The following is a 25,475-nucleotide window of genomic DNA, read 5'->3' as shown; positions in this document are numbered from 1 at the left end:
AAGTCTCATTTGGTGATCGACAATTCGCCTGGCGCGCCGGCAAGCGTTCGTGTCGGCGAGGAGGTGACGATCATGATGATGAGGGTGAGGATGTAGGGAGCGGCGTAAAACAGGTAGTAGCCTTGCGTGACGCCGACCGATTGCAGCGCCGGGCCGAGCGCGCCGGCTCCGCCGAACAAAAGGGCCGCGGCAAAGCAGCCGAGCGGGTTCCAGCGCGCGAAGATGACCAGCGCCACCGCCATCAGACCCTGGCCTGACGAGATGCGCTCGGTCCAACTGCCGGGATAGTAGAGCGATAGGTAGGCGCCGCCGATGCCGGCCAGCGCGCCGCCGACGCCGGTGGCGAGCAGCCGCACCGTGTCGGGGTTGAGGCCCATGGCGCGTGCTGCATCGGAACTGTCACCGACGACACGCAGTATGAGGCCGGCGCGCGTGTTGCGGAACGCCCACCACAGGATGACGGAAAGCACCGCGCCGATCAGGAACAGCACGTTGACGTCGAGCGCCGCCTGCACCTGCGGGATATCGGACCAACCGCCGAACGGAATGGCCGGTAGGTTGGGCGCCTTCGGCTTGATGAACGGCTTGCCGAAGAAGAAGGCGAGGCCCGAGCCGAACAGCATCAGCGCGATGCCGATGGCAATGTCGTTGACCCCACGAAATTTGCAGATCCAGCCATGGAACAGGCCGAAGAACAGGCCGGCGAAAGCTGCGGCAAGCAGGCCGAGCCACGGCGAGTTGGTCATCACCGCGACCGCATAGGCGGTCATGGCGCCGAAGACCAGCGTGCCTTCCAGCCCCAGATTGATGCGGCCGGAACGCTCGGTGATCGCCTCGCCCAGCGAGACGAAGATGAAGGGCGTCGACACGCGGATGGCGCCGCCCAGAATGGCCAGCGGCACGCCCCAGAGGCCGATCTCGGTCGCGTCCATCAGGAGGCCCTTTTCCAGAGGTCGGGATTGAAGGCCTTGAAGCGGCCGTAAAAGGTTTCGCTGAACAGGATGACGATGAAGATCATGCCTTGCAGCACCAGCACCGTGGCGTCGGGCAGGTCCATGCGGCGCTGGATCAACCCGCCCGAGGCGTCGATGCCGCCAAGCAGGATGGCGACCGGAATGATGGCCAGCGGGTTGTGGCGGGCGAGGAAGGCGACGAGGATGCCGGTGTAACCATAGCCGGCGGCGAGCGAGGCATTGGCGCTGCCTTGCACGGCGGCGACCTCCAGCATGCCGGCAAGCCCGGCGAAGCCGCCCGCCAGTGCCGTGAAGCCGACGATGAGCGGTCCGACGGCCAGCCCCTGCACCTGTGCCGCGCGCACATTACCGCCGGCGATGCGCGCGGCAAAACCCCAGCGGGTCTTTTCGATGAGCACCCAGGAGAGAACGCAGGCGACCACGCCAATGACCAGCCCCCAATGCACGTCCATGCCCGGAATGTTGCCGATGCGGTAGATGTCCGCCAGCGGCTGGGTCGAAGGTTTGTTGAGCGAGGCCGGGTCGCGCAGCGGCCCTTCCACCAACTGGTTCATCAGCGCGATGGCGATGTAGGCCATCAGCAGGCTGGAGATGGTTTCGTTGACGGCCCGGTAGTGGCGCAGCGCGCCGACGGCACCGATCCAGATGCCGCCGGCGGCCATGCCCGCCACGCCCATGGCAAGAATGACGATTGACGATGGCGAGCCGCTGAGCGCCACGCCGATGGCAGCAGCACCAACGCCGCCCAGCACGATGGCGCCCTCACCGCCGATGACGACGAGGCCAAGCCGCGCCGGGAGTGCCACGCAGAGCGCCGCCAGAAGCAGCGGTGCGGCCCGCGACAGCGAGTTCTGGATCGAGAACCAGGAGCCGAAGCCGCCCCGCCACATGGTCTCGTAGAGCAGGATCGGCGACTTGCCGACCAGTGCGATGAACAGGCTGAACAGCGCCATGCCGACGACAAGTGCTGCGAGCGGAATGACGAAGGCTTCCGCCCGCCGCGCGATCCATTCCAGCACCGGAGGATATCCCCTGGCGCCGAAGAGTGCCGGCATGCCGGCCCCTGTCACCGTGTCCACCATCGTCCCACCCCCAGATCAGGCGGTCGAGCCGACGACGCCCTCGACCAGATAGTCCATGCTTTCGAGCTCGATCGCTGTCTCCGGGAAAGCCTGCCCCGCGGTGGCGACGACGGCGCCCTTGTTGCTCTTCAGCGGTCCCTTGATGACGGCGAAGCCGCCCTTCATCATTTCAGCCAGGGTAGCGTCGAACTGCTTGCGGCCTGCTTCGCCGACGGCGGGCCCTAGCGGGCTCATCTTGACGAAGCCGTCGGCAAGGCCGCCACGCGTGAAGTTCGGCAGCGGCGTGCCGGCGACGAGATCGTCGACGAACATCTTGTAGACCTTGGCCCAGTTCCACTCGGCGCCGGTGAGATACTTTTCGGGCGCCAGCGGGCTCTGGTTGGCATGGTAGCCGCAGACGAAAGCGCCGCGCCCGGCGGCGGTTTCGACCACCACTTTCGGGCTGTCGACATGGCAAGTGATGACATCGGCGCCCTGGTCGACCAGCGCGTTGGTGGCTTCCGCCTCCTTGACCGCCAGAGACCACTCGCCGGTGAAGATGACCTGGCAAGTGATGGTCGGATCGACCGAGCGCGCGCCGAGCAGGAAGGAGTTGATGTTGAGCAGCACCTGCGGAATGGGCTTGGCCGCGACGAAGCCGAGCTTCTTGGTCTTTGAGGTGTGGCCGGCGACAACGCCGTTGAGATACTGGCCCATGCCGATATAGCCGAAATAGGAGCCGGCATTCATCGGGTGCTTCGCCTTGTCCCACATGCCGCCGCAATGGCGGAACTGCGCGTTGGGGAATTTCGCGCACATGGCCAGCATGTGGGGGTCGAAGTAGCCGAAAGAGGTCGGGAAGATCAGCGAGGCGCCGTCGAGATTGATCATCGATTCCATCGTCTTCTGGACGTCGACCGTCTCCGGTACGTTCTCCTCCTCCACGACGGTAATGCCCTCGATGGCCTTCAGCGTCGCCGCACCTTCGGCATGCGCCTGGTTGTAACCATAGTCATCCTTCGGCCCGACATAGATGAAGCCGACGGTGGCGCTGGCGGCAAAGGCCCTGCTGACGGGAAAGGCCGCGGACGCAAGCCCGAGTGCCGCTCCGGCGGCGGAGGTCTTGAGCAGCTGGCGGCGGCTAAGCAAGAATCGGTCGGTCATTTCTTATGCTCCCCTGTAGGACCTTTTCCGGGTCGGTTAACGCCTTCTCAAGAAAGTGCATGCAATTGCTATGCCAATCCAGAAATTAAAATTTACCCAATAAAATCAGTAATAATATCTTTTGGCATTGCACAATCGAAAGGCAACTGCATGCACTTTTTGCCTTGAAATCAGACAATTTGACAGGAAGATTAAAACATAGGCATACAGGGTACGACTGAGTCGGAAGCGGACTTTCGTTCGGCCGGTTCATGGTCTGGAAATGAAAACGGAGGCTTGGAGGAGGCGTGTCGGGAAAGCGCAGCTTGGTCCGATTGGGAACGACCGTTGATCAGATGGTGAGGGCCATCGGCGACCGCATCGTCACCGGCGTACTGCGCCCTGGTGAAAAGCTCGACGAAACCTCGCTTGCCGCCCGCTTCGAGGTGTCGCGCACCCCCGTGCGCGAGGCGCTCGGACAGCTAAGCGCCATGGGTCTGGTTGAAAGGCGACCGAACAGAGGCGCCATCGTCGCCGTCGTCACCCAGGAATATCTCACCTCGATGTTCGAAAGCATGGCCGAACTTGAAGGCATATGCGCGCGCTTCTGCGCCGAGCGCATGACCGTCAGCGAGCGCCGCGCGCTCGAGGCCGAGCACGAGGCCTCGGCACGGCTGGTGCGGCTGGGCGCCGAGGAAGACTATGAATATTTCAACACCGAGTTCCACAGCCGGCTCTATCGCGGCGCTCACAGCACGCACATCTATGAGCTGACAGCGACGACGCGCAGCCGTCTTGCCCCTTTCCGGCGTGCCCAGTTCAGGTTGGCCGGACGCCTTGCCAAATCCTGGCAGGAGCATGACGCCATAGTCACCGCGATCCTGCGTGGCGACAGTGCCGCTGCGGGGGCGGCCGCAAAGGACCATGTCGCAATCGTCAGCGTGGCAAGCGCAGTTTTTGCCGTCGGTGAGCAGCCAAGTGGCCCAAGAGCAGCAACGCCATTCGCCGCCACCTTATCAGGCAAATGACCTGAGCTTCTGAGGCTCATCCACTTTCGAGTATGTTGGCCCCTGAGGCCTGCTCACAAGCGGCATTGGAATTGCTCAGTGTTCGAAAGGCTCTCCCAGCGAAGCCACGCCGTTGAGCTTGAGCAGGCGCCGGTTCGAGGAAATGACGCCCAGCACGACGATTGTCACGAGATAAGGCAGGCTCGACAGAAGTTGCGAGGAAATGTCGAGCCCGGTCGCCTGGGCCGCGAGGCTTGCGAGGGAGACGGCGCCGAAGAGGCAGGCGCCGAGGAAGATACGGCTGGTGAGCCAAGTGCCGAAGACCACGAGCGCGATCGCGATCCAGCCGCGCCCGGCGATCATGCCGTCGGCCCAGAGCGGCGTGTAGACCACGGCCGCGTAGGCACCGGCGAAACCCGCAAACGCGCCGCCGAAAGCGACAGCGGCGAAGCGCACGGCAATCACCGGATAGCCCAGCGCATGGGCCGCCTTGGGATTCTCGCCGACGGCGCGCACGACAAGGCCGGTCTTGGTGTAGGCGAATATCGCCCAGATGGCGACGGTCACGGCCAGCGAGAGCCACACGATGACGTCCTGAGCGAACAGGCCGCCGATGACCGGGATATCTGAAAGCCAGGGCAATGAAAGCTTCGGCAGGCCCTTGACCGTAAGGCTCTCATAGCTCTTGCCGAACAGTGCCGAGAGGCCCTGGCCGAGTATGCCGATGGCCAGACCCACCGCGACCTGGTTGGCGCGGAACCCCAGCGCGATGATGGCAAAGACAAGGGAAAGAGCCGTGCCGGCGAGGCCCGCGGCGAGGAAACCCAGGAGGTGACCGCCGCCGTGATAGACGATAATGAAGGCGACGACCGCTCCCATGGCCATCATTCCCTCCACGCCGAGATTGAGGACGCCGGCCCGCTCGGCCACCATTTCGCCCAGCGCGGCCAAAAGGAACGGCGTGGCCGCCGCCAGCATTCCGGCGACGATGAACTCGAGGGCATTCATGGAGTGCTTCCGTGAGCGGCATGGCGCCATTCGAGCCGGTAGCGGACGAAGGCCATGGCGACGAGATAGGCGAGCAGCAGGCTGCCCTGGAAGACCCGGACAGCGGCGATCGGCAGATTTGCCGAGACCATGGCGTTGTCGCCGCCGATATAGAGGGCCGCCATGAGCAGCGCGGAAAAAACGATGCCTATCGGGTGAAGGCCACCGAGATAGGCCACGATGATGGCGGCGTAGCCGTAGCCGGTCGAGATGGAGCGCTGCAACTGGCCGAGCGGCCCGGCCACCTCGGCAGCCCCGGCGAGGCCAGCCGCTAAGCCACCGATGAGGAGCGAAAGCCAGATCGCGCGTCCTTCGTTGAAGCCGGCGTATCCGGCCGCGCGTGGAGCAAGGCCGCCGACCTGCAGCTTGTAGCCAGCGAAACTCCTCTGCATGAAGACCCAGGCCGCGAGGGAGAACGCGAAGGCGATAAGCAGCGAGACGTTGACGCGGGTGCCGGGGATCAGGATCGGTACCATCGCGTCGTACTGGAACATCACCGACTGCGGGAAGTTGAAGCCGGCCGGGTCCTTCCAGGGGCCAAGAAGCAGATAGTTGAGAAGTTGCGCCGCAACGAGCGCCAGCATGAGCGACACGAGAATCTCGTTTGCGTTGAGCCGCACGCGCCAGAACGCCGTGAGCGAGGCCCAAAGCGCGCCGCCCAGCGCGCCGAGGACGAGCATGGCGGGCCAGATCCACTGACCTGTTGCCTGCGGGAGCCAAATGGGAATGGCCGACGCGAAGATCGCGCCGAGGATGAACTGGCCCTCGGCGCCGATGTTGAAGATCTTTGCGCGAAAGCCGATGGCAAGCCCCTGCGCAATCAGCAACAGCGGCCCCATCTTGAGCAGGACTTCCGAAAACGAGGCCCAGGACAGGAAGGGCTCAAGAAGCATCGCTTGGAAAACGGCGACCGGATCGCGGCCCATCAGGAGGTAGAGCCCGAGATTGAGCAGCGTCGCCGCGCCGAGTGCCGCGGCCGGTGCGGCCAGCTTGATTGCTGGCGAGGCGTGTTCACGTCGAATCAGCACGGGAAGGGAGGGTCGGAACGAAGCGCTCATGCGGGGATCTTTTCGGCCGTCGAATGCGCGCCGATCATGTAACGGCCGATCTCCTCGGGCCTGGTGTCGCGCGTCACTAGCGGCGCGCTCAGCCGACCCTGATGGATCACCTGGATCGCATCGCAAAGCTCGAACAGTTCCTCCAGTTCCTCCGAGATGACCAGAATGGCCATGCCTTCGTTGCGCAGGGCGACAAGGCGCTGGCGGATGGCGGATGCCGCGCCGACGTCCACGCCCCAGGTGGGCTGCGCCACAAACAGCAATTTAGGGGATAACATAATCTCGCGGCCCACGATGAATTTCTGCAGATTGCCTCCCGAAAGCGCCCCCGCCTCGGCCTCGGGACCCGGTGTACGCACGTCGTACTGCCGCACGCAGTCTTCTGTGAAGGCCTTCGCACGGGCCGTGTCGACGAGGCCGCGTTTCAAGAGGCCGGAGGGATGTGCGGTCAGCAGGCTGTTGAGGACGAGCGACATTTCGGGCACCGCGCCACGGCCCAGCCGTTCCTCCGGAACGAAGGCGAAGCCCAGCCGCCGGCGGGCAGCCGCATCGAGCGCGCCGACATCCTTTCCCATGATGAAGATACGCTGTGACTGTTCGCGCGGCAGCATCGTCTCGCCCGAGATCAGCGCGGCGAGTTCGCTCTGCCCGTTACCCGAGATGCCGGCGATGCCGAGGATCTCGCCCGCCCGGACCGTCAGGCTGACATCGGAAAGCGCCGCGGCGAAGGGATCGTCGGGTCGATGGTCGAGGCCGACGATTTCAAGGCGCTTTTCCCCGCCGGAATGTGCGACTGCCGGCATGGGCTGCGGCATGTCGCGGCCGATCATCATGCGGGCTAGGTCGTGCGCGTCGTGGTCGCGGGGATCCACATTGCCGGTGATGTGACCGCCGCGCAGGATGGTCGCGCGGTCGCAGACCGCACGGATTTCCTCCAGCTTGTGCGAGATGAAAAGGATGGACACGCCGCCGTCGCGCAGCCGCCGCAATGTCTCGAAAAGCTTCTCCACCGATTGCGGCGGCAGGACGGAGGTCGGTTCGTCGAGGATCAGGAGCTGCGGTTCGGTCATCAGGCAGCGGATGATTTCCACCCGCTGCCGCTCTCCAACCGAGAGCGCGTGCACATGGGCGAGCGGATCGACTTCCAGGCCGAAGTCGCGGCCGAGCTTGCAGATGCCTTGCGCAAGGTCCGATTTCCTCCCGGGCACGACCAGCCGGACGTTCTCCACCACCGTCAGCGTCTCGAACAACGAGAAATGCTGGAAGACCATGCCGATCCCCTTGCGCCTCGCATCCGCCGGGGACGCGAGCGCCAGGGGGTCTCCTTTCCAGGTCGCTGTTCCGGCGTCCGGCTGCTCGACGCCGTATATGAGCTTCATCAGCGTCGATTTGCCCGCACCGTTCTCTCCGAGGATCGCGTGGATAGAGCGCGGAGCCACGTCCAGATCGATGTCCCGATTGGCATGGATCTGGCCGTAGCTCTTGGAGATGCCGCGCAGCGACAGGAGCGGGGCGGTCATGGTTACTTGGGCAGCGGCGTGGTGACACCCTTGACGTGCCAGTCCATGGCGACGATCTCGGCCACGGCCATAGTCTTGCCGGCGGGGACGCCTTCGCTGCCGTCGGCCTTGGCGATCGGACCGGCAAAGGGCGAGAAGCTGCCGTCGGCGATCTTGGCTTCGACTTCCTTGATCTTGGTCATGATGTCTGCCGGGATGCCCGGGTTCCAGTCGACGACCTCGACGACCTTGTCGCCGACCCCCAGGAAGGCGCTGGCGCCCTTGAAGGTACCAGCAAAGTGGGCGTCGACCGAGGCTTTGAAGAAGGGCGACCAATCGGTCGCCACGCAGCCGAGATAGGTCTTGGGCGCGTATTTCTTCATTGACGAGTTGAGGTTGAAGGCGGGGATGCCTGCCTCTTCGCAAGCCGCGACGACGGAAGGCGTGTCCTGCGCGTTGGAGAAGATGACGTCGCATTTCTGCGCCAGCAGCGCCTTGGCGGCTTCCTGCTCCTTGGCCGGGTCGAACCAGGAATTCACCCATACGACGGAAACCTCGACATCGGGCTTCACAGCCTGCGCACCCAGCGTGAACGCGTTGATGGAGGTTATCAGCTCGGGGATGGCGAAGGCCGACACCGAGCCGAGCTTGCCCGTCTTCGAAAGCGAGGCCGCCGCCATGCCCATCAGATAGGTGCCCTGGGAATATTGTGCCGCGAAGGGTGAGAAGTTCGGCGCCACCTCGAAACCGGACGCGTGCAGCACGGTGACATCAGGATTGCGGCGCGCGATCTGCAGGGCGCCGTTCTGATAGCCGAAGGAGCCGGCGATGAGGACCTTGTTCCCGTCCGCGACCGCCTTGTTCATGATGCGGTCGGCGTCGGGGCCTTCCTGAATGTTTTCGAGGATGGTGACCTTCACCTTGTCGCCATAGGCGGCCTTGACCGGCTCGAGCCCGTCGGCCAGCGCACGGCCCCAGCCGACGTCGCCGACCGGCGAGGGGACCACCAGCACGATGCCCAGCGGTCCGTCGGCGGCGAGCACGCGGCTGCCCACCGCGGCGACGAGCCCGGTAGCGGCGGCGCCCTTCATCAAGGTTCTGCGGGTAAGATTTGTCAGCATGTCGGTTCCCCTTGCTTTTGGTTTTGGTTTTGGTTGCTAGAATTCCACGGTGGCGAGCGCCGCCTCGGCTTGCGCGAACAGCCTTGCCTCGTCGAGTCCCGGGAATTCTCCCTTGGCCCAGACGATGCGGCCGTTGATCATCGTCATGTCGGTCGGCGTGCCGATGCCCACCTTGGCCAGCAGGCTCAGCGGATCATGCCGCGTGCCGACATAGTCCATGCGCCGCGTGTCGATGGCGAACAGGTCGGCGGCCATGCCGGGCGACAGCCTGCCGATATCGCCGCGCCCGAGCAGCGCCGCGCCACCTGTCGTCGCATAGCCGAGGAAATCGACCGGCGGCGGAACCGGGTGGTCGCGTGTCGACGCCGCAAGGCATTGCAGCATGTAGGCTGAATGGATGCAGTGCATCAGGTTGGAATTGTCATTCGAGGCGGCGCCGTCGCAACCCAGTCCTACACTCAGCCCGAGGGCCGACATCGCCGGTATGTCGGTGATTTCGGCGCCGACGAGATAGACCGGCTCCGGGCAGTGCGCCACGCCGGTGCCGATAGCGGCCATCTTGCGCAGTTCGTCGTGGGTCAGTTCCCAGCAATGGGCATAGAAGGCATCCGTCCCGGAGAAACCGATCTCCGCGCAATAATCCACCGTGCGCAGGCCGTGGCGGGCTTGCATGACCGGACTTTCGCCTTCGCCGACATGGGTGTGCATGCGCACCTTGCGGTCGCGCGCCAGCGCTACCGATTCCACGAATGTCTCGCGATAGCAGTTGACCGGCTGGCAGGGCGCGACCACGACCTGACGCATGCTGAACTTACCGTCATCATGGTAGGTGTCGATCAGCCGGGCGCAGTCGGCGATGAACTCGTCCGTCGTTTCCAGCATGGCGTCGGGGATGGTCGAGCCTTCCGATTTCGGCAACGTGTTGCCGCCACGTCCGGCATGGAAGCGCATGCCGAGCAGTTCGGCCGCCTCGAACTGTCGGTCGATCAGCCTTTTGCCGGCATGCCGCGGAAAGCAGTATTGATGATCGAATGCCGTCGTGCAGCCGTGCTTTATCAATTCCGCCATGGCCGTGACCGATGAGTGATAGAAGCACTCCTCGGTCAGCCGTGAGAAGATGGGATAGATGCGGTCGAGCCATTCGATGACCGACAGCTTCGTCCAGTCCAGATCGGCGCGGTTGCGCACGAAGCACTGAAAGAAGTGGTGATGGGTGTTGACGAGGCCGGGATAGACGAACCAACCGGCGGCGTCCTGCGTGACGGTCCCCACAGGCAACTCACCCTTATCCAGGGCTTCGCCGATGGCCCGTACAGCCGGGCCGTCGGTCAACACATCGACGTTGCGGCGGACGCGCGGACCGTCGCCATCGTCCACGATGACCGCGGCACAGTTCTTCAACAGATAACCCGCCATTTCAGGCCTCGCCTACTTCTGGGACGGGCTCGGGTTTGAGCTCATGCAGCCGGTGGATGCCAGGCATCTCGATGAAGCCGTCGAGACCGCGGATGGCCCGCGACCATAGACGGATCGTGGGATAAGGATCGAGCGAGACCCCGCCGTCCGGCGCCAGCGCCACATAGGGGAAACAGGCGATGTCCGCGACCGTCGGCCGGTCCGATGCGAGGAAGCGCTGGCCGCGGATACTCTGTTCTACGAGACCAGCTTCCAATTCCCGCAGGGCTGCCGTCCCCTGTCCCTTAAGGGCATCGATGTTGCCCGGGCGCAGCAGCATCTCGTGCAGGCGCGCCGCCCCCAGGCTTGCTGTCAGTCGATGCGAGAACGAAAGCCATTGTTGGACACGCGCCGCTTGCACGGCCGTATCGTTGCCCAGCCATTGCGGTGCCGCCTTTGTAGCGAGGTAGACAAGCATGGCCGAGGATTCGGTCAGGACGAGGTCGCCATCCTCCAGGATCGGGATCGAACCCGCCGGGTTGAGCGCCATGAGTTCCGGGCCGCGATGCTCGGCGCCGGGATGGAAATCGACGGGCCGGATGCTGAGCTTCACCCCTGCCAGCGCCGCCATCAGGCGCACCTTGTAACAGCTCGGCGACAGCACGTAGTCGTAGAGCTTCATTGCGCCACCAGTTGCGCGCCGTAGGTGTAGCCATGGCGCTTCAGCCAGCGCCGGTAGGCAACCGAAGTCAGGTCGGCTCGCGTGGGAATCTCCATGCCGGGGTCGAGCGGCAGCAACCTCGGGATCTGGTTTTCGAGGATCGACCGGTCCTGGACGAAGATCGTCTGCTGGAAATGGATCAGGTCCGTCATCGGCGTCTCGTCGTCGAACAGCGCCATCCAGGGCCACACGTCACAAAGGTCTTCGGCAAGCGGCTGCACGAACAGCGTAATGACGTCCCATTCGCCGGGACGCGGCGGGCAGGTCTTGTAGAGGATCGAGCATGTCGGCGCGGGCACGCGATACATGTACTCCGTCGTTATGCCGCCCTCCGCCGACTTCGCGGCCTGCGGCTGGTAGAACTTCACCTGGGTAGCCCAAACCTCGTCTTCGTCCTCGCGGATTTCGACCTTGTAGTTCTGGACCTCCGTGTGCGGTTCGGAGCCCAATATGTCGGTGTGGACGAATGGAAAATGCGCAATGTCCAGGAAGTTCTCCACCGCGCGCAATGGCGAACAGCGCACGCGAACCACGCCGACATCGACGAGCCGGCGGCCAGGCTGATCGGCCTCGGGGATCGCAAACAGCGGCTTTTTCGGATCGCCGAGCGATGACCAGACATGGCCATAGCGGATGCAGGTTGGGAGGACACGTCCGTTGCCGCCTGTGACCTTGGCGGTTCCGTCTTCGCCGCGTCTCACCTCGATGGGCTCGCCCATCAGGGCCGTGCCGCGCCCATGCGCGTCGAGCTGGCTCGCAAGGCCGACGGGATACCATTCGTCGATCATCGCGTTGCGGGTCATTGGACGGCCCCACCGCTCCGAATTCTCTCGGCCGCCCGCCGCAGCGTTTCGGCGGCCCTCGACGCGGCGATCCGTTCGGTCGGATTGGCGTCCTCGCCCACCAGAACATGCATAAGCGTCCGGGCTTCCCCATCGGGCGCAAGCAGCAGCCGAAGCGTCAGGCCATGGTTGCTATGGTCGAGCAGGCCTCCCGCGGCCTTCGCGCCCGCGGCCGCCTCCAGCGCCGCGACGTTCGCTTCCACCATCATGGAACGCAGCGGGGCAACGCCGTCGAGCCGCGGCGGAGGGGCAGCGGCTTCGCCGGCGGAAATCCAGATGACACCGTCGCCATCCTCGACATGCTGCGTTGCAACGCGAATCGTGTCCGGCGGAGTCAGCGCCGGATGAGCGGGAATGCGCAGGCAATTTCCCTCCTGAGCATAGCCCCAGCCGTGATAGATGCAGGACAGGGTCTCACCGCGTACAAAGCCGTGGGAAAGGCGCATGCCGCGATGGGGGCATCTGTCCGCAAACGCCGATGCTCGGCCCGAACGGCTTCGCCAAAGCGCAACCGGCCCAGCCGGGGACTGCGCGGGCATTACGGTTCCCGCCGGCAAGTCCGCGGAGAGGGCAACAGGTATCCATGAGCCGGTCGGATAAGGCGGCATATATCAACTTTCAAACAACACCAGCATCTTCCTGAGCGCAGCTTCGCGGTCAAGCATATGCTAATAGGCGGGTCACGTTTGCACAACATTTCCTCACGGGCAATAATGCCCAAAAAAGGTGCATGGCACCTTGGCAGGCAGAAGCCGCAGGCCGGAAACTAGCCCGATTCGCTCTCGATCGGCGTGCGGCGGATGGCCTCGACCCAGACATCGATTGGTCCAAGCGAGCATCCCATCTCCATCATGTCGATGAGTTCGGCCGGGCCGGAAATGTCGAGTTCGATGCGATCGGGACCGGCAACGCATATTGCCTGCGCGAGCCCGAGCTTGGCGGCATGACGCTCGATCCACGGCAGGAAGGATGCCGCCTCGACATCGCCGAGGATCGTCATGCGCTCCCGCCAGGGGAATCGATATTGCTCGCTCACAGAAAACCTCGGCAATGAAACAGATATCTATCTATCTGCATTGTGCTCAATCGCTGATGCATCTAACCAAGCGCCATGAGAAGGTCGAGTGTGGGCTTGTGACCCCTCAGTCGTCTATGACGTCCGCAAAATCCCTGGTCAACATGCGTCCATCGACACTTTGTGAGACAAGACAGACTTACCGCTTGCATTAAAACTAGTCCTGCTGCTCGACCTTGGGTTCGCCAGACCATACGAGAGAATACGAAGGGAATGGGTTGGCGAACCATCCTCTAACATATTGATTTTCCGTGGAAAACGACGCCCCTCCGGGCCCACCATCGTCGTTATTTATCAATGCTTTATGGCCATTTTCTTCCTCGTGTTAGCCAAGTGGGAGGCGGCGAGCCTCCGCGCATCACTTTGATTTTGTTGCCTTACGGTGGGCTGCTGAGGGCTAAGGGCGTCAAGGGATTGACATATCGAGTGCGCGCTGTGCGCGCTTCATCCAACCCCGCTCAAACATGGGACTGGGAAAGTCCTGATCGGCTGAGCATGAGGACCTAGCGCTCATTCTGATCAGACCGACGGATCCGCGCTCAATGATCTCTGTCGGCAAGACGAGCCGTTCTGGGGCGCGCATTTCACCTTTCAAACGGCGCATGAGAAGTTCCGCGACGCTTTTGCCAAGTGCATGGGCATGCTGACGGCCAGGCATTCCCCCGGACTGGTCAACGCAGGCAACGCGCCGCCGTTGTGGCCGTGCTAGTCAACTACTGAATGACGAAGTCGTTACGAAGGATATGCCAGCCAGGAGGTTCAATTCATAACGCCACCGTCTTTATTTGTATCTGATCTGCTGATACATAACCCCGTGTGACGACTGCGGGGCCATATGTCGAATGAAATCATGGTTGTCGATCCGCTTGAGCGGCTTGACTTGTTGAAGAGCCTCGCGAGCGAGGTCCGGGTCCGGATTCTCGATCTGCTGCACCGCAAGGGGCCGAAAAACGTCAATCAAGTGGCCGAAGAACTGGGTCTTCCGCAATCAACGATTTCCGCAAACATCCAGGTTCTTGTCGATGTCGGTTTGATCGAGACGAAATCACAGAAGGCGCGCAAGGGAAGCCAGAAGGTTTGCTATTCGACCTTCTCCGAGTTGGTTGTCGTCTTTAAGGACCGCCCGCCGGCGCAGGATCTCGGCGTCATAGAAGTGGCGATGCCGCTTGGACTCTATACGAGATGCGAAGTTTCCGCTCCCTGCGGCCTGTGTTCAAAAGACGGCGTCATCGGACTTCTCGATGTGCCCGACACCTTCCTCGATCCTGACCGTATGCGGGCAGGGCTGCTGTGGTTCACGCGCGGCTTCGTCGAATACCAGTTTCCCAACAATGCGACGCTTGCCAATGCCAAAGTCGGCGGATTGGAACTGGCGATGGAGCTTTCGTCTGAGGTCCCGGGCACATCGAAGGATTGGCCATCGGACATCACGGTAGCGATCAACGGGCACGAGATAGATACCTGGACGGCCCCAGCCGACTATGGCGACAAGCGCGGCAAGCATACGCCCGGCTGGTGGAAACTGGCCGGTTCGCAATATGGCGACCTCACACACTGGCGCGTCACGAACAACGGCACCTATCGCAACAACAACAAGGTTTCCAAATGCTCGCTGGCTGATCTGGAGCTTGAGCGGCACCGCTCGATCCGGATACGAATCGGCGTGAAGGAAGATGCACGTCACCCCGGCGGCATAAACATCTTCGGTAGCGGCTTCGGCAATTACAGCAACGACATCGTTCTGCGCCTGCTGAAGGCTTGAGAGCGTATTAGGCCCTTGACGGGCGAACGAACTCCGCCCTTAACTGACCCGCGACCCGGATATAGACCGGAAAGTCGGATTGATAATCCGCAGTGGGAGGGATCATGAAGGCCAGAGTCACGGCGAACGCGGCCTATGCCGTCGCGGATATCGACAAACGTCTTTACGGCTCGTTCCTCGAGCATCTTGGTCGGGCGGTCTATACGGGCATCTACGAGCCCGGACATCCGCAAGCGGACGCAGAGGGGATGCGCAAGGACGTGATCGAGTTGGTGCGTGCGCTCGACACGCCGATCTGCCGTTACCCGGGCGGCAACTTCGTGTCCGCCTACAATTGGGAAGACGGCATAGGCCCAAAGGAGAACCGCCCGCGGCGGCTGGATCTTGCCTGGCGCACCACGGAGCCGAACCTGGTTGGAATCCACGAATTCGCCGACTGGGCCGAAAAGGCCGGCACCGAGATGATGCTTGCGGTCAATCTCGGTTCCCGCGGCCTCGACGAGGCGCGGGCGTTCGTTGAATACGTGAACCACCCGAGCGGCAGCTACTGGTCCGACCTCAGGGCCAAGAACGGACGCGCGCAGCCCTGGAACTGCCGCCTCTGGTGTCTCGGCAATGAAATGGACGGTCCCTGGCAGGTCGGCCACAAGTCGGCGGAAGAATACGGCCATCTGGCCAACGAGACGGCCAAGGCGTTGCGCGGCCTCGACCCAACGGTGGAACTGGTTGTCTGCGGCTCGTCGCATTCCAATATGCCGACCTATCCGCAGTGGGAAGCAACCGTGTTGGAAGCGACCTACGAGCAGGTCGACTACATCTCTCTCCACATGTATTTCGAAAACTACGAGAAGAATACGGCCGAATATCTCGCTCTTCCGGCGAAACTCGACCGCTACATTGGCACGGTCTCCGGCATCATCGACTACGTGAAGGCCAAGACCCGCTCGAAGCGGGAGGTGAAGATCTCCTTCGACGAGTGGAACGTCTGGTACCATCAGCGCAAGCGGGACGCCGAGCGTATGCGCGACTGGGACTGGCCGGAAGCGCCCAGGCTTCTGGAAGACATCTACAATTTCGAGGACGTGCTGCAGGTCGGCTGCATCATTAACACCTTCATTCGACGGTCGGATATTGTTCGCATCGCCTGCATTGCGCAGCTGGTGAACGTTATCGCGCCGATCATGACCGATCCCGGCGGCAGCGCCTGGCGGCAGACGATCTACTGGCCTTTTATGCTGGCCTCCAAGCACGGCCGCGGCACCGCGCTGCAGCTCGCGGTCGAGGTGCCTACCTATGACGCGGCCGCTGCCGACAAAGTGCCATGGCTCGACATTGCGGGCGTGCATAATTCGAACGCCGGCACGCTGACCTTCTTCGCAATCAACCGGCATGGGTCCGAGACGATAGAGGCCGACGTCGCCCTAGAGCGGTTCGCCGCCAAGTCCATCGAGCATACGATCATCCGTCATGACGATCTCGAGGCCTGCAACACGAAGGACGCGCCGGACAACGTATCACCGGTCAAAGGCAATGGGGCAGCGCTCAGCGGCAAGGAAATGACGCTGAACTTGCCGCCGCACTCCTACTCGATGGTGCGCGTGACACTTTGAGTTAATATCCGAGTATCAGATATATACCGTAAAATCCGTTGCAGGCGAAGTGGTTTGGTGTAGCATTGAAACGTTCAAGGCGGATCTAACCGCCGTACTCGGGAGGAAGCTGAGATGAACTTTCGCAAGATGATGGCCCTAGCGGTGGTTGCGGCCGGAGGATTTTGGGCCGTCGCGGCCCAGGCCGAAGAAACCGTCGCATGGTGGGATTTCCTCGGCGGCGGTGACGGCGTGCGCATGAAGCAGATGATCTCCGACTTCAACGCCGCCCACGCCGGCAAGATCAAGATCGACGCCACGACGCTGGAGTGGGGCACGCCCTTCTACGCGAAGGTGCAGACCTCGGCCGCGGTCGGTGAGGCGCCTGACGTCATGACCTATCATGCCAGCCGCATCCCCTTGGCGGTGAGCCAGGACATTCTCGAAGAAATCACCGCCGACGATATGAGCAAGATGGGCCTCTCGGCCTCGGACTTCGCCCAGACGACGATGGGCGCCGTGACGGTCGACGGCAAGCAATACGCGGTGCCGCTCGATACCCATCCGATCGTCCTGTACTACAATCGCGTCCTCCTGAAGAAGGCAGGCGTGCTCGGCGACGACGGCCGTCCCGTGGGTATGAGAAACAACGAGGAATTCACCGCGACACTGCAGAAGTTGAAGGATGCCGGCGTCGAGTTCCCGCTGGGCAGCGTCACTGCCGACGGCAACTTCATGTACCGCACCATTTATTCGCTGGTGTGCCAGCAAGGCGGCGAGCTTCTGACGGGCAACGAGTTCCTCGCCGGCGACAATCCTCAAAAGCTGGCGAAAGCGTTAGCGGTCCTGCAAGGGTGGACGAAGGCCGGGCTGCAGTCGACCTATACGGACTATCCCGCGACCGTCGCCCTGTTCACCTCGGGCAAGGCCGCGATGATGATCAACGGCGTCTGGGAAGTTCCCACGATGACCGACCTCGCCAAGCAAGGCAAGCTGTTCGACTGGGGCGCCGTCGAGATCCCGGTGATCTTCGGCAAGCCATGCACCTATGCGGACAGCCATTCATTCGCAATCCCGAAGAACAAGGGCAAGGAAATCAGCCCGGAAAAGCGTGCTGCCGTTCTCGAGGTGATCTCCTGGATGGACAAGCACTCGCTGTTCTGGGCCACGGCAGGGCACATCCCGGCCTACAAGCCAGTCACCGAAACCGGTGAATACAAGGCAATGGAGCCCAATGCGACCTACTCGACGCTGACGGCCAACATGATCTTCGATCCGAAGTCGCCCAAGGCTGGTGTCGCCGGGCCGATCTTCGACATCATGTCAAATTATTTTGTGCCGACCCTCAATGGAGAGATGGACCCCGGCGAGGCGGTGAAATCCATCAAGGAAGAGTTGAACAGCATGTAGGGCTCAAGGCTGGGGCCGCCCCGCCCAGGGCGGCCCCAGCCGTGTTCGAGGAAGAGCCATGCTTCGCAACTCCCGCACTGAACGTCTTGTCGCGCTGGTGCTGGTCGCTCCCTTCCTGGCGATCTATCTGCTGGCGTTCGTCTATCCGACGGTCCAGATGTTCCGCATCTCCTTCACCGATGCGCCGCTGATCGGCGCTGGTCGATGGGTTGGTCTCGACAACTACCTGCGGCTCGACAACGACCCGATGTTCCGGCGCGCGCTCTGGAACACCGCTTATTTCGTGCTGATGACGGTCGTCCCAGGGACACTCATCGCCCTGTTGATCGCGCTAGGCGTGTCGCGGCTCAAGGGCCGCTTCCAGTCGATCGTGCTGGCGCTGTTCTTCCTGCCCTACATCCTGCCGGTGTCCGTCGTCTATCTGATCTGGGACTGGACGCTGAATTTCCAGTTCGGGATCGCGATGCATGTGCTGGACTGGCTCGGAATCCCGCGCGTGCCGGTCTTCAAGTCGCGCGTCTGGTTCTTGCCGGCTGTGGCCGGGGTGACGATCTGGTGGACCGCGGGCTTCTCGATCCTCCTCTTCCTCGCCGGACTGCGGTCCATACCAGCGGAGATCTACGAAGCCGCGGCGCTCGACAACTCGACGCGATGGACCACGTTCCGGCGCATCACCTGGCCGCTGCTGTGGCCGATCACCTCGCTGGTGTTCACCATCCAGCTCATCCTGCAGCTTAAGATCTTCGACCAAGTCTATCTGTTCTCGATCGGCGGCCGGCCGAACGACAATATGGTGCTCGTCTACTACGTCTTCCAGAAGGCCTTCCAGCAGAACCAGGGAGGCAGGGCGGCAGCCGTCGCCGTGACCCTCTTCGTGCTTGTGGTGGTCGTCTCGGTCCTGCAATTCCAACTGCTCCGGTTCGCCGAAAGGCGGCGCCGATGAACGCGGTGGCTGCTCAACGCTGGAACTTCTGGGGCGGGATCATCACCGCACTGACGCTCGTCTGGGCCATCCTATGGGCGTTCCCGCTCTACTGGGGTGTGATCTCATCGCTCAAACCGGACGACGAGGTCGTGCGGCCCTACATCGAACTCTGGCCCGAGACGCCGACGCTGGAGAACTACGTCAGCGCCCTGACCACCACGCAGATAGGCGCCTGGTACGTCAATTCAGTGGCGGTCGCGGTCGGCGTAACGGTCATCACCATCTTCATCTCGATGCTGTGCGGCTACGCAATCTCGCAGTTGCGGTTCCCGGGGCGGATCGCGCTTTGGTGGCTGATCCTTGCCTCCTTTATGGTGCCGACTTCGGCGCTGATCATCAATCACTTCGTGCTGGTCGCCAACCTCGGCCTGCTCAACAGCTGGGCCGGAATCATGTTGCCGCAGCTTATCCACCCGGTCATCATCATCGTGTACAAGCAGTTTTTCGATCAGGTCCCGAAGGACTTCCGCGAGGCCGCGGTCATGGACAATGCGTCCGAATTCGGGATCCTCTTCAAGATCTACATGCCTATGAACTGGGGGGTAACCACCGCGCTGTCGATCGTCTGCTTCATCTGGACGTGGAACGCGTTCTTGTGGCCGTTCCTCTCGGTGACCCGCACCGAGATGATGACCATCACGGTCGGCATTACGCAGGTCAACGACGCCTTCGGTGTCTACTACGCGCGCCAGCTGTCGGCAGCCGTACTGGCCGGCCTGCCGGTGGCACTGGCCTACCTCTTCTTCCAGCGCCGGGTGACCGAGGCTATAACGCTCTCGGCAGGTATCAAGGGCTAGAGCCCCGGCAGGTGCACCGCAATGCCGGAGGGCACGACCCGCTCGGCGGGTTCAGGCTCCGTCGGCGCGTGCGTGCCAGGCCGATCCGTCCGCGGCGAAGAGATGCAGGGCCGTGGTGTCGAACTTCAGCCGAACGGCGTCGCCCGGTTTGACGCTCGAAAGCCCGCGATCCTGTGCCGTCACCTGCGTCCCATCCGCGAGCCGCGCATAGACGAGCGTTCGCTCGCCAAGGCGCTCGACAACGGTCGCCGTGGCGAATGCTTCATTGCCCTCGGCGACGACAGTCAGCGATTCCGGCCGCACTCCGAGTTCGCGCCAATCCATGTCGATTGGCGCGCCGGGAAGTTCGACGAGCGATCCATCGGTTAAGCGCGCATTGAGCCTGTCGCCCGAGCCCGAAACCGTGACAGGCAGGATGTTCATCGCCGGCGACCCGACGAAGGTCGCGACGAAGCGCGACGCCGGACGTGCATAGACATCGACGGGTCTTCCCATCTGCTCTATCCGGCAATCGTTGAGGATCACAATGCGGTCGGCGAGCGTCATCGCTTCCACCTGGTCGTGGGTGACGTAGATCATCGTCGATTTCAAACGCTGATGCAGTTCGGCAAGCTCGACGCGTGTACGGGCCCGAAGCGCTGCGTCCAGATTGGAGAGTGGCTCGTCGAACAGGAATGCCTTGGGCTCCTTGACGATCGCACGCCCGATGGCCACGCGCTGGCGCTGCCCGCCGGAGAGTTGCGACGGCCGCCGGTGAAGCAGCGCTTCGATCTCCAGGATACGCGCAGCCTCGGCGATCCGCTGGCGTATGACATCCGGCGCGACCCGAATGTTCCTCAGCCCAAAGGCCATGTTCTCCGCGACGGTCATATGTGGGTAAAGCGCATAGTTCTGGAAGACCATGGCAACGTTGCGCCTGCCAGGCGCAAGGTTCTCCGAGCGCACCCCGTCGATCGTCAGCGTCCCCTGGTCAATGCTTTCGAGGCCGGCGATCATCCGGAGCAGCGTCGTCTTGCCGGAACCGGACGGACCGAGAAACACGACCAGCTCTCCTGGCTCAATGTCCAGGCTCACGTCGCGGATCACTTCGACAGCGCCAAAGTGCTTTGATACGCCCGACAGCGCGATTCCCGTCATGCTTGCGATCCTTCTTTCCTACATAATTTCGGATAAATACCCGATGTCAAGGAATGTGGGGCTGCGGCACAATGAGCGGCTCATTCCTGGTCCCCGGAACAGCTGCCAGCTGTCCTGCCAACAGCGGGCGGTTTGAGAGGTTCGCCAGACCATACGAGAGAATACGAAGGAAATGGATTGGCGAACCAGCCGCTAACGTATTGACTTCCTGTAGAAAACGATGACCCGGCGGGCCCACCAAAACGACCGCGTAAGTGGCTGATTTTTGACCGTTTGGTGGGGTCGTGTGCAGCGCATCGCGCCGATTTCCTGGAGGGATAAGCCGCGCTCGACGCGGCGAATTCCTAACGCTACTCGGCGGCCGTCTCCGATGGCACCTCTGCCGGGCCCGAAGGCTCTGCCTCGGCGCGGGGCTTGCGCCGTGAAAACAGCGACCTGAGCGTGACGTAGAACACCGGCGTCAGGAACAGGCCGACGAAGGTGACGCCGAGCATGCCGGAGAACACCGCGGTGCCGAGCGACTGGCGCATTTCCGCGCCCGGGCCCGTTGCGATCATCAGCGGCACGACGCCGAGGATGAACGCGAAGGCGGTCATCAGGATCGGCCGCAACCTGAGCCGGCAGGCTTCGACGGCAGCCTCGGCGGCCGACAGGCCGCGTTCCTGCGCCTGCCGCGCGAATTCGACGATCAGGATCGCGTTCTTGGCGGCAAGCCCGATCAGCACGATGAGGCCGATCTGCACGAGGATGTTGTTGTCCAGCCCTCGGAACGATACGCCGAGCAACGCCGCCAGCACGCCGAGCGGCACCACCAGCACAATGGCGAATGGCAGCACCCAGCTTTCATATTGCGCCGCCAGCGCCAGGAACACGAACAGCACCGACAGTCCGAAGATATAGACAGCGGCATTGCCGGTGTTGCGCTCCTGGTAGGCGAGCTCGGTCCATTCATAGGAGGTACCGGCCGGCAGCGTCGCGGCGGTGATCTTTTCCATCGATGCCAGCGCGTCGCCCGTGGAAACGCCGGGCGCGGCGTTGCCCTGCAGCGGCACCGAGACGTACATGTTGTAGCGCTGGACCAGCGCCGGGCCGGTGACGTCGCGGATCTCGATCAACGTGCCGAGCGGAACCAGCGCGCCACTCGCCGAGCGCACCTTCAGTTTCAAGATGTCGGCGCGATCGAGGCGGAACGCCTGGTCGGCCTGCGCCCGCACCTGGTAGACGCGCCCGAAAGCATTGAAGTCGTTGACGTAGGCGGTCCCCAGATTGATCGACAGCGTCTCGAAGATGTTGGGGATCGGCACGTTCAGGATGCGCGCCTTGTCGCGATCGATCGCCAGGAAGAATTGCGGGCTCGACGCCGAGAAGGTGGTGAACACGCCCGTCAGCCCCGGCGTCTTGTTGGCCTTGCCGGCGATTTCGTAGGCAAGCGCCAGGATCTGCCGCATGTCGGCGCTGTTGCGCTCCTGGATCTGCAGCTTGAAGCCGCCGGCATTGCCGACACCGCGGATCGGCGGCGGCGGCAGTGCGATGATGAAGGCTTCCTTGATGCTTTGCAGGCTGCCGAACAGATTGCCGATGACCTGGGTCGCCGACTGGCCGGCTTTCAATCGCTCGTCAAATGGCTTGAACCTGGCGAAGATCACGCCCGCGTTGCTGGCGTTGGTGAAGGTCGCGCCGGAGAAGCCGGCGAAGGCGACGGCGTAGTCGACGCCCGGCGTTTTCTGGATGATCTGCGACGCCTGCTGGATGACCGCATCGGTCCTCGACAGCGAGGAGCCGTCCGGCAACTGGACGACGACGATCGCATAGCCCTGGTCGAGCGACGGAATGAAACCGCGCGGCACCGTCTGCACCATGTAGACCGTGGCGTAGATGAGAGCCGCGAAAACAGCCAGCATGGCGGCGATCGCTATCCACGATCCGACCAGCACGCGGATGATGCTCGAATACCAATGGGCGACCCTGTCGAAGCCGCGGTTGAAGCCGTCGGCGAGCGCCCGTCCGAACCGCGCCAGGAAAAAGCGCGGCGGCGCCGCTGCGGTGTGGTGCGGCTTGAACAGCAGTGCGGCCAGCGCCGGCGAAAGCGTCAGCGAATTGAATGCCGAGATCGCCGTCGACACCGCGATGGTGATCGCAAACTGCAGGTAGAACTGCCCGGAAATGCCGGGGATGAAGGCTGTCGGTACGAACACGGCTATCAGCACCAGCGAGATCGCGATGATGGCCGTTCCGACTTCGTTCATGGTCAGATGCGACGCCGGATTGGGCGCCAGCCCACCGGCGATGTTGCGCTCGACGTTCTCGACCACGACGATCGCATCGTCGACGACGATGCCGATCGCCAGAACGAGGCCGAACAGCGTCAGCATGTTGAGCGAGAAGCCGGCGGCGTAAAGCACCGCCAGCGTGCCGATCAGCGACACGGGGATCGCCACGATCGGCACGATCGCCATGCGCCACGATTGCAGGAAGACGATGATGACGATGATGACCAGCAGCATCGCCTCGAGGATCGTCTTGTAGACCTCCTGGATCGACTCGGCGACGAACTCGGTCGGGTTGTAGACGATGTCGTAGCTCAACCCCTTCGGGAAGTCGCGGGAAAGCTCCTTCATCTTGTCCTGGATCTCCGCGGCTGCGGCGAGCGCATTGGTGCCCGGCCGCTGGAAGATGGCGAGCGCCACCGCCGGTTTGCCGTTGAGATAGGAGTTGGTGACGTAGTCCTTGGCGCCGAGCTCGATGCGCGCCACGTCCTGCAGCGAGATCAGGCGGCCGTCGTCGGTCGATTTGACGATCACGTATCGGAAGTCGCGTGCATCGTTGAAGCGGCCTTGCGTGGTGACCGTGTACTGGAACGCCGTGCCGGTGTTGGTCGGCGGCGCGCCGATCGAGCCACCCGACACCTGGACGTTCTGGTCGCGCAGCGCCTGCACTACATCGCCCGAGGTCATCCCCAGGGCGGACAGTTTTTCCGGATCGAGCCAGATGCGCAGCGAATATTCGCGTTCGCCGAAGATGATGAGGTCGCCGACGCCATCCAGTCTGAGCAGTATGTCGCGCACCCGCGAGCGGGCGTAGTTCGAGACGTAGAGCTGGTCGTAGGTATTGTCGGGCGACAGCATGTGCACGACCATCATCAGGTCGGGCGAACTCTTGGTGGTGGTGATGCCGAGGCGGCGGACTTCTTCGGGCAGACGCGGCTCGGCGACCGACACGCGATTCTGCACCAGCACCTGCGCCTTGTCGAGATCGGTGCCCAGCTTGAAGGTGATGGTCAGCGCCATCGCCCCGTCGCCCGACGAATAGGACGACATGTAGAGCATACCCTCGACGCCGTTGATCTCCTGCTCGATCGGCGTTGCCACGGTCGCAGCGACCGTCTCGGCGTCGGCGCCCGGATACTGCGCGCGTACGACGATGGTCGGCGGCGCGATCTCGGGATACTGCGCGACCGGCAGCTGGGTATAGGCAATTCCGCCGAGGATCAGCAGGACGATCGAAACGACCGACGCGAAGATTGGGCGGTCGACGAAGAAATGTGCGAACCTCATTGCTGCAACCCGGCGGTCTCGGCCTTGGGCGGCAACGTCACCATCTCGACCTTCACCTTGGTGCCGGGCCTGGCGTGCATCAGCCCGTTGACGATGATCGTCTCGCCGCCGGTCAGGCCCGAGCGGATCACCCGGTAGCCGTCGAGAAGCGGGCCGGTGCGCACAGGCTTCGCAGACACCATCCCGGCCTCATCCACCAGGAGCACGATGCGGCGATCCTGATCGGCGCCGATCGCCTCGTCGGGCACCAGCACGCCGCCATGCGGCAGCGACCCCGGCACATTGATGCGCCCGAACATGCCTGGCTGGAGAATGCCGTCGGCGTTGGGAAACGTCGCACGCACCCGCATAGTGCCGGTCGCATTGTCGATCCGGTTCTCGGCAAAATCGAGCTTGCCTTTGAATACCGCCTCCGCGCGGTCGGCGACACGAACCTCCACATCGAGCCCGCCGGCGCCTTCCTGCATGGTGCCGCCACGCGCCTTCGCGTCGCGGGCGTAGCTGAAATACAGGCGCTCATCGACGTCGAAATAGAAGTCGATCGGATCGCGCGTAACGATGGTGGTCAGCAAGGTGGAATCCGGCTGCACGAGGTTGCCGACCGACACCAGCCGGCGGTCGATGCGGCCGGACAAGGGCGCCTTGATCTCGGTGAATTCCATGTTCAGGCTGGCCGTCGTCAGCGCCGCCGTCGCGCCCTGCATCTGCGCCTGCGCCGAAAGGTATTCCCGCCGGCGGTCGTCGACCGTCGCGGTTGAGATATTGCCGGTCTTGGCAAGTTCGTCGGCGCGATCGAGCTGCATCTTGGAGAATTCGAGCAGTGACTTGGCGACGTCCACTTGCGATTTGGCGGCATCATAGGCCGCCTGGTACGGACGCTGGTCGATGGTGAAGAGCAGGTCGCCCTTGTTGACCAGTGCGCCGTCCTGGAAGCTGACCTTGTCCAGATAGCCGCTGACGCGCGAACGGATGGCGACCTGGTCGACGGCTTCGAAGCGCCCGACGAACTCGTCGTCTTCGACGATTTCACGGACCACCGGCTTGGCCGCCGTCACCAGGGGTAGCTGCTGCTCCTGCGCAAACGCAGTACCGCTGAAAGCCATGCCGAGCAGTAATGCCGCCGACAGGGCGGCGCGGGCAAGCCAGCCGGCCGATCGACGGGGTCGCCCGCCCGCGTCGCGATGCAATTGCCCGTTCCCTGGGGTGTCCATCTGCGTCCTCGCTCGCTAGACCCGGGGGGTCGGTTGATCCGCTTCTACGCTCAGGCTTTCGTCGAGATCAGAGCACTGCAGTATTGT

The 25,475-nt window shown here is 63.0% G+C and carries 21 protein-coding genes; 6 read left to right on the top strand and 15 right to left on the bottom strand.

Annotated features, from left to right (window positions below; translation table 11 throughout):
* Nucleotides 1-5: 5 nt before the first annotated feature.
* From EN851_RS28800 to EN851_RS28790, 3 genes are read right to left on the bottom strand one after another with little or no spacing between them, the layout of a single operon-like run.
* The gene (locus EN851_RS28800) at nucleotides 6-932 is read right to left on the bottom strand and encodes an ABC transporter permease (protein ID WP_135930519.1); all 927 of its coding nucleotides are present in this window, start codon (nucleotides 930-932) and stop codon (nucleotides 6-8) included.
* Nucleotides 932-2,056 (bottom strand): ABC transporter permease, encoded by a 1,125-nt coding sequence (locus EN851_RS28795; RefSeq protein WP_135930518.1) that lies wholly within the window; start codon nucleotides 2,054-2,056, stop codon nucleotides 932-934. The genes EN851_RS28800 and EN851_RS28795 overlap by 1 nt, the downstream gene beginning before the upstream one ends.
* 15 nt (nucleotides 2,057-2,071) lie before the next feature.
* Entirely contained in the window at nucleotides 2,072-3,199 is a 1,128-nt protein-coding gene (locus EN851_RS28790; protein WP_135930517.1) for a BMP family ABC transporter substrate-binding protein, read from the bottom strand.
* Between the two features lie 335 nt (nucleotides 3,200-3,534).
* Here EN851_RS28790 and EN851_RS28785 point away from each other — a divergent pair, with 335 nt between their 5' ends.
* Complete coding sequence (locus EN851_RS28785) at nucleotides 3,535-4,206, top strand: GntR family transcriptional regulator (protein WP_127278478.1); 672 nt, start codon at nucleotides 3,535-3,537, stop codon at nucleotides 4,204-4,206.
* A gap of 75 nt (nucleotides 4,207-4,281) precedes the next feature.
* Here the strand turns inward: EN851_RS28785 and EN851_RS28780 are convergent, their stop codons facing one another.
* The 9 genes from EN851_RS28780 to EN851_RS28740 form a co-directional block, all read right to left on the bottom strand.
* Complete coding sequence (locus tag EN851_RS28780) at nucleotides 4,282-5,193, bottom strand: ABC transporter permease (protein WP_135930516.1); 912 nt, start codon at nucleotides 5,191-5,193, stop codon at nucleotides 4,282-4,284.
* Nucleotides 5,190-6,290: an ABC transporter permease gene (locus EN851_RS28775; RefSeq protein WP_127870088.1), complete on the bottom strand. Its 1,101-nt coding sequence runs from the start codon at nucleotides 6,288-6,290 to the stop codon at nucleotides 5,190-5,192. The genes EN851_RS28780 and EN851_RS28775 overlap by 4 nt, the downstream gene beginning before the upstream one ends.
* A complete protein-coding gene (locus EN851_RS28770) occupies nucleotides 6,287-7,810 on the bottom strand; it encodes an ABC transporter ATP-binding protein (RefSeq protein ID WP_127278481.1) in 1,524 nt (507 codons plus the stop codon). Before EN851_RS28770 ends, EN851_RS28775 begins: the two co-directional genes overlap by 4 nt.
* 2 nt (nucleotides 7,811-7,812) lie before the next feature.
* Complete coding sequence (locus tag EN851_RS28765; protein WP_189343778.1) at nucleotides 7,813-8,907, bottom strand: BMP family ABC transporter substrate-binding protein; 1,095 nt, start codon at nucleotides 8,905-8,907, stop codon at nucleotides 7,813-7,815.
* Nucleotides 8,908-8,946: 39 nt separating this feature from the next.
* Nucleotides 8,947-10,326, bottom strand: a complete 1,380-nt coding sequence (locus EN851_RS28760; RefSeq protein WP_135930515.1) for an amidohydrolase — start codon at nucleotides 10,324-10,326, stop codon at nucleotides 8,947-8,949.
* A 1-nt stretch (nucleotide 10,327) separates the two neighbouring features.
* Nucleotides 10,328-10,987, bottom strand: coding sequence for a glutathione S-transferase family protein (locus tag EN851_RS28755; protein ID WP_127870092.1), 660 nt, complete (start codon nucleotides 10,985-10,987; stop codon nucleotides 10,328-10,330).
* The gene (locus EN851_RS28750; protein WP_135882367.1) at nucleotides 10,984-11,829 is read right to left on the bottom strand and encodes an aromatic ring-hydroxylating dioxygenase subunit alpha; all 846 of its coding nucleotides are present in this window, start codon (nucleotides 11,827-11,829) and stop codon (nucleotides 10,984-10,986) included. Before EN851_RS28750 ends, EN851_RS28755 begins: the two co-directional genes overlap by 4 nt.
* Nucleotides 11,826-12,476: a Rieske (2Fe-2S) protein gene (locus tag EN851_RS28745; protein WP_135882369.1), complete on the bottom strand. Its 651-nt coding sequence runs from the start codon at nucleotides 12,474-12,476 to the stop codon at nucleotides 11,826-11,828. The genes EN851_RS28750 and EN851_RS28745 overlap by 4 nt, the downstream gene beginning before the upstream one ends.
* Nucleotides 12,477-12,634: 158 nt before the next feature.
* A complete protein-coding gene (locus EN851_RS28740) occupies nucleotides 12,635-12,868 on the bottom strand; it encodes an acylphosphatase (protein WP_135882370.1) in 234 nt (77 codons plus the stop codon).
* Between the two features lie 910 nt (nucleotides 12,869-13,778).
* Here EN851_RS28740 and EN851_RS28730 point away from each other — a divergent pair.
* The 5 genes from EN851_RS28730 to EN851_RS28710 all read left to right on the top strand — a co-directional run bounded on the left by EN851_RS28730 (nucleotide 13,779) and on the right by EN851_RS28710 (nucleotide 19,486).
* Nucleotides 13,779-14,705 (top strand): transcriptional regulator, encoded by a 927-nt coding sequence (locus tag EN851_RS28730; protein ID WP_127276601.1) that lies wholly within the window; start codon nucleotides 13,779-13,781, stop codon nucleotides 14,703-14,705.
* A gap of 104 nt (nucleotides 14,706-14,809) precedes the next feature.
* Nucleotides 14,810-16,315, top strand: a complete 1,506-nt coding sequence (locus EN851_RS28725; protein WP_135930514.1) for an alpha-N-arabinofuranosidase — start codon at nucleotides 14,810-14,812, stop codon at nucleotides 16,313-16,315.
* A gap of 114 nt (nucleotides 16,316-16,429) precedes the next feature.
* Nucleotides 16,430-17,704: an extracellular solute-binding protein gene (locus EN851_RS28720; RefSeq protein ID WP_135930513.1), complete on the top strand. Its 1,275-nt coding sequence runs from the start codon at nucleotides 16,430-16,432 to the stop codon at nucleotides 17,702-17,704.
* Between the two features lie 58 nt (nucleotides 17,705-17,762).
* A complete protein-coding gene (locus EN851_RS28715) occupies nucleotides 17,763-18,647 on the top strand; it encodes a sugar ABC transporter permease (RefSeq protein WP_127276608.1) in 885 nt (294 codons plus the stop codon).
* Nucleotides 18,644-19,486 carry a carbohydrate ABC transporter permease gene (locus tag EN851_RS28710; RefSeq protein ID WP_127276611.1) on the top strand — a complete coding sequence of 281 codons (843 nt, stop codon included), beginning with the start codon at nucleotides 18,644-18,646 and terminating at the stop codon, nucleotides 19,484-19,486. Before EN851_RS28715 ends, EN851_RS28710 begins: the two co-directional genes overlap by 4 nt.
* Nucleotides 19,487-19,537: 51 nt before the next feature.
* Here EN851_RS28710 and EN851_RS28705 read toward each other — a convergent pair whose 3' ends face one another.
* From EN851_RS28705 to EN851_RS28695, 3 genes are all read right to left on the bottom strand, one after another.
* Nucleotides 19,538-20,623 carry an ABC transporter ATP-binding protein gene (locus EN851_RS28705; RefSeq protein ID WP_135882383.1) on the bottom strand — a complete coding sequence of 362 codons (1,086 nt, stop codon included), beginning with the start codon at nucleotides 20,621-20,623 and terminating at the stop codon, nucleotides 19,538-19,540.
* Nucleotides 20,624-20,973: 350 nt separating this feature from the next.
* Nucleotides 20,974-24,177, bottom strand: coding sequence for a multidrug efflux RND transporter permease subunit (locus EN851_RS28700; RefSeq protein ID WP_127870100.1), 3,204 nt, complete (start codon nucleotides 24,175-24,177; stop codon nucleotides 20,974-20,976).
* On the bottom strand, nucleotides 24,174-25,280 hold the full coding sequence (locus EN851_RS28695) for an efflux RND transporter periplasmic adaptor subunit (protein ID WP_245511731.1): 1,107 nt from the start codon (nucleotides 25,278-25,280) through the stop codon (nucleotides 24,174-24,176). Before EN851_RS28695 ends, EN851_RS28700 begins: the two co-directional genes overlap by 4 nt.
* Between the last annotated feature and the right edge of the window lie 195 nt (nucleotides 25,281-25,475).

Source organism: Mesorhizobium sp. M8A.F.Ca.ET.208.01.1.1, from assembly GCF_004791315.1.
Lineage (GTDB): Bacteria > Pseudomonadota > Alphaproteobacteria > Rhizobiales > Rhizobiaceae > Mesorhizobium.
Note: the sequence above shows the minus strand (reverse complement) of the source record. Positions and strands in the feature narration are given on the sequence as shown.

What these genes read in the sequence shown, in the direction of transcription:
- EN851_RS28800 (WP_135930519.1), bottom strand. Translation starts at nt 932, where the DNA reads ATGGACGCGACCGAGATCGGCCTCTGGGGCGTGCCGCTGGCCATTCTG.
- EN851_RS28795 (WP_135930518.1), bottom strand. Translation starts at nt 2,056, where the DNA reads ATGGTGGACACGGTGACAGGGGCCGGCATGCCGGCACTCTTCGGCGCC.
- EN851_RS28790 (WP_135930517.1), bottom strand. Translation starts at nt 3,199, where the DNA reads ATGACCGACCGATTCTTGCTTAGCCGCCGCCAGCTGCTCAAGACCTCC.
- EN851_RS28785 (WP_127278478.1), top strand. Translation starts at nt 3,535, where the DNA reads ATGGTGAGGGCCATCGGCGACCGCATCGTCACCGGCGTACTGCGCCCT.
- EN851_RS28780 (WP_135930516.1), bottom strand. Translation starts at nt 5,193, where the DNA reads ATGAATGCCCTCGAGTTCATCGTCGCCGGAATGCTGGCGGCGGCCACG.
- EN851_RS28775 (WP_127870088.1), bottom strand. Translation starts at nt 6,290, where the DNA reads ATGAGCGCTTCGTTCCGACCCTCCCTTCCCGTGCTGATTCGACGTGAA.
- EN851_RS28770 (WP_127278481.1), bottom strand. Translation starts at nt 7,810, where the DNA reads ATGACCGCCCCGCTCCTGTCGCTGCGCGGCATCTCCAAGAGCTACGGC.
- EN851_RS28760 (WP_135930515.1), bottom strand. Translation starts at nt 10,326, where the DNA reads ATGGCGGGTTATCTGTTGAAGAACTGTGCCGCGGTCATCGTGGACGAT.
- EN851_RS28755 (WP_127870092.1), bottom strand. Translation starts at nt 10,987, where the DNA reads ATGAAGCTCTACGACTACGTGCTGTCGCCGAGCTGTTACAAGGTGCGC.
- EN851_RS28750 (WP_135882367.1), bottom strand. Translation starts at nt 11,829, where the DNA reads ATGACCCGCAACGCGATGATCGACGAATGGTATCCCGTCGGCCTTGCG.
- EN851_RS28745 (WP_135882369.1), bottom strand. Translation starts at nt 12,476, where the DNA reads ATGCCGCCTTATCCGACCGGCTCATGGATACCTGTTGCCCTCTCCGCG.
- EN851_RS28740 (WP_135882370.1), bottom strand. Translation starts at nt 12,868, where the DNA reads ATGACGATCCTCGGCGATGTCGAGGCGGCATCCTTCCTGCCGTGGATC.
- EN851_RS28730 (WP_127276601.1), top strand. Translation starts at nt 13,779, where the DNA reads ATGTCGAATGAAATCATGGTTGTCGATCCGCTTGAGCGGCTTGACTTG.
- EN851_RS28725 (WP_135930514.1), top strand. Translation starts at nt 14,810, where the DNA reads ATGAAGGCCAGAGTCACGGCGAACGCGGCCTATGCCGTCGCGGATATC.
- EN851_RS28720 (WP_135930513.1), top strand. Translation starts at nt 16,430, where the DNA reads ATGAACTTTCGCAAGATGATGGCCCTAGCGGTGGTTGCGGCCGGAGGA.
- EN851_RS28715 (WP_127276608.1), top strand. Translation starts at nt 17,763, where the DNA reads ATGCTTCGCAACTCCCGCACTGAACGTCTTGTCGCGCTGGTGCTGGTC.
- EN851_RS28710 (WP_127276611.1), top strand. Translation starts at nt 18,644, where the DNA reads ATGAACGCGGTGGCTGCTCAACGCTGGAACTTCTGGGGCGGGATCATC.
- EN851_RS28705 (WP_135882383.1), bottom strand. Translation starts at nt 20,623, where the DNA reads ATGACGGGAATCGCGCTGTCGGGCGTATCAAAGCACTTTGGCGCTGTC.
- EN851_RS28700 (WP_127870100.1), bottom strand. Translation starts at nt 24,177, where the DNA reads ATGAGGTTCGCACATTTCTTCGTCGACCGCCCAATCTTCGCGTCGGTC.
- EN851_RS28695 (WP_245511731.1), bottom strand. Translation starts at nt 25,280, where the DNA reads ATGGCTTTCAGCGGTACTGCGTTTGCGCAGGAGCAGCAGCTACCCCTG.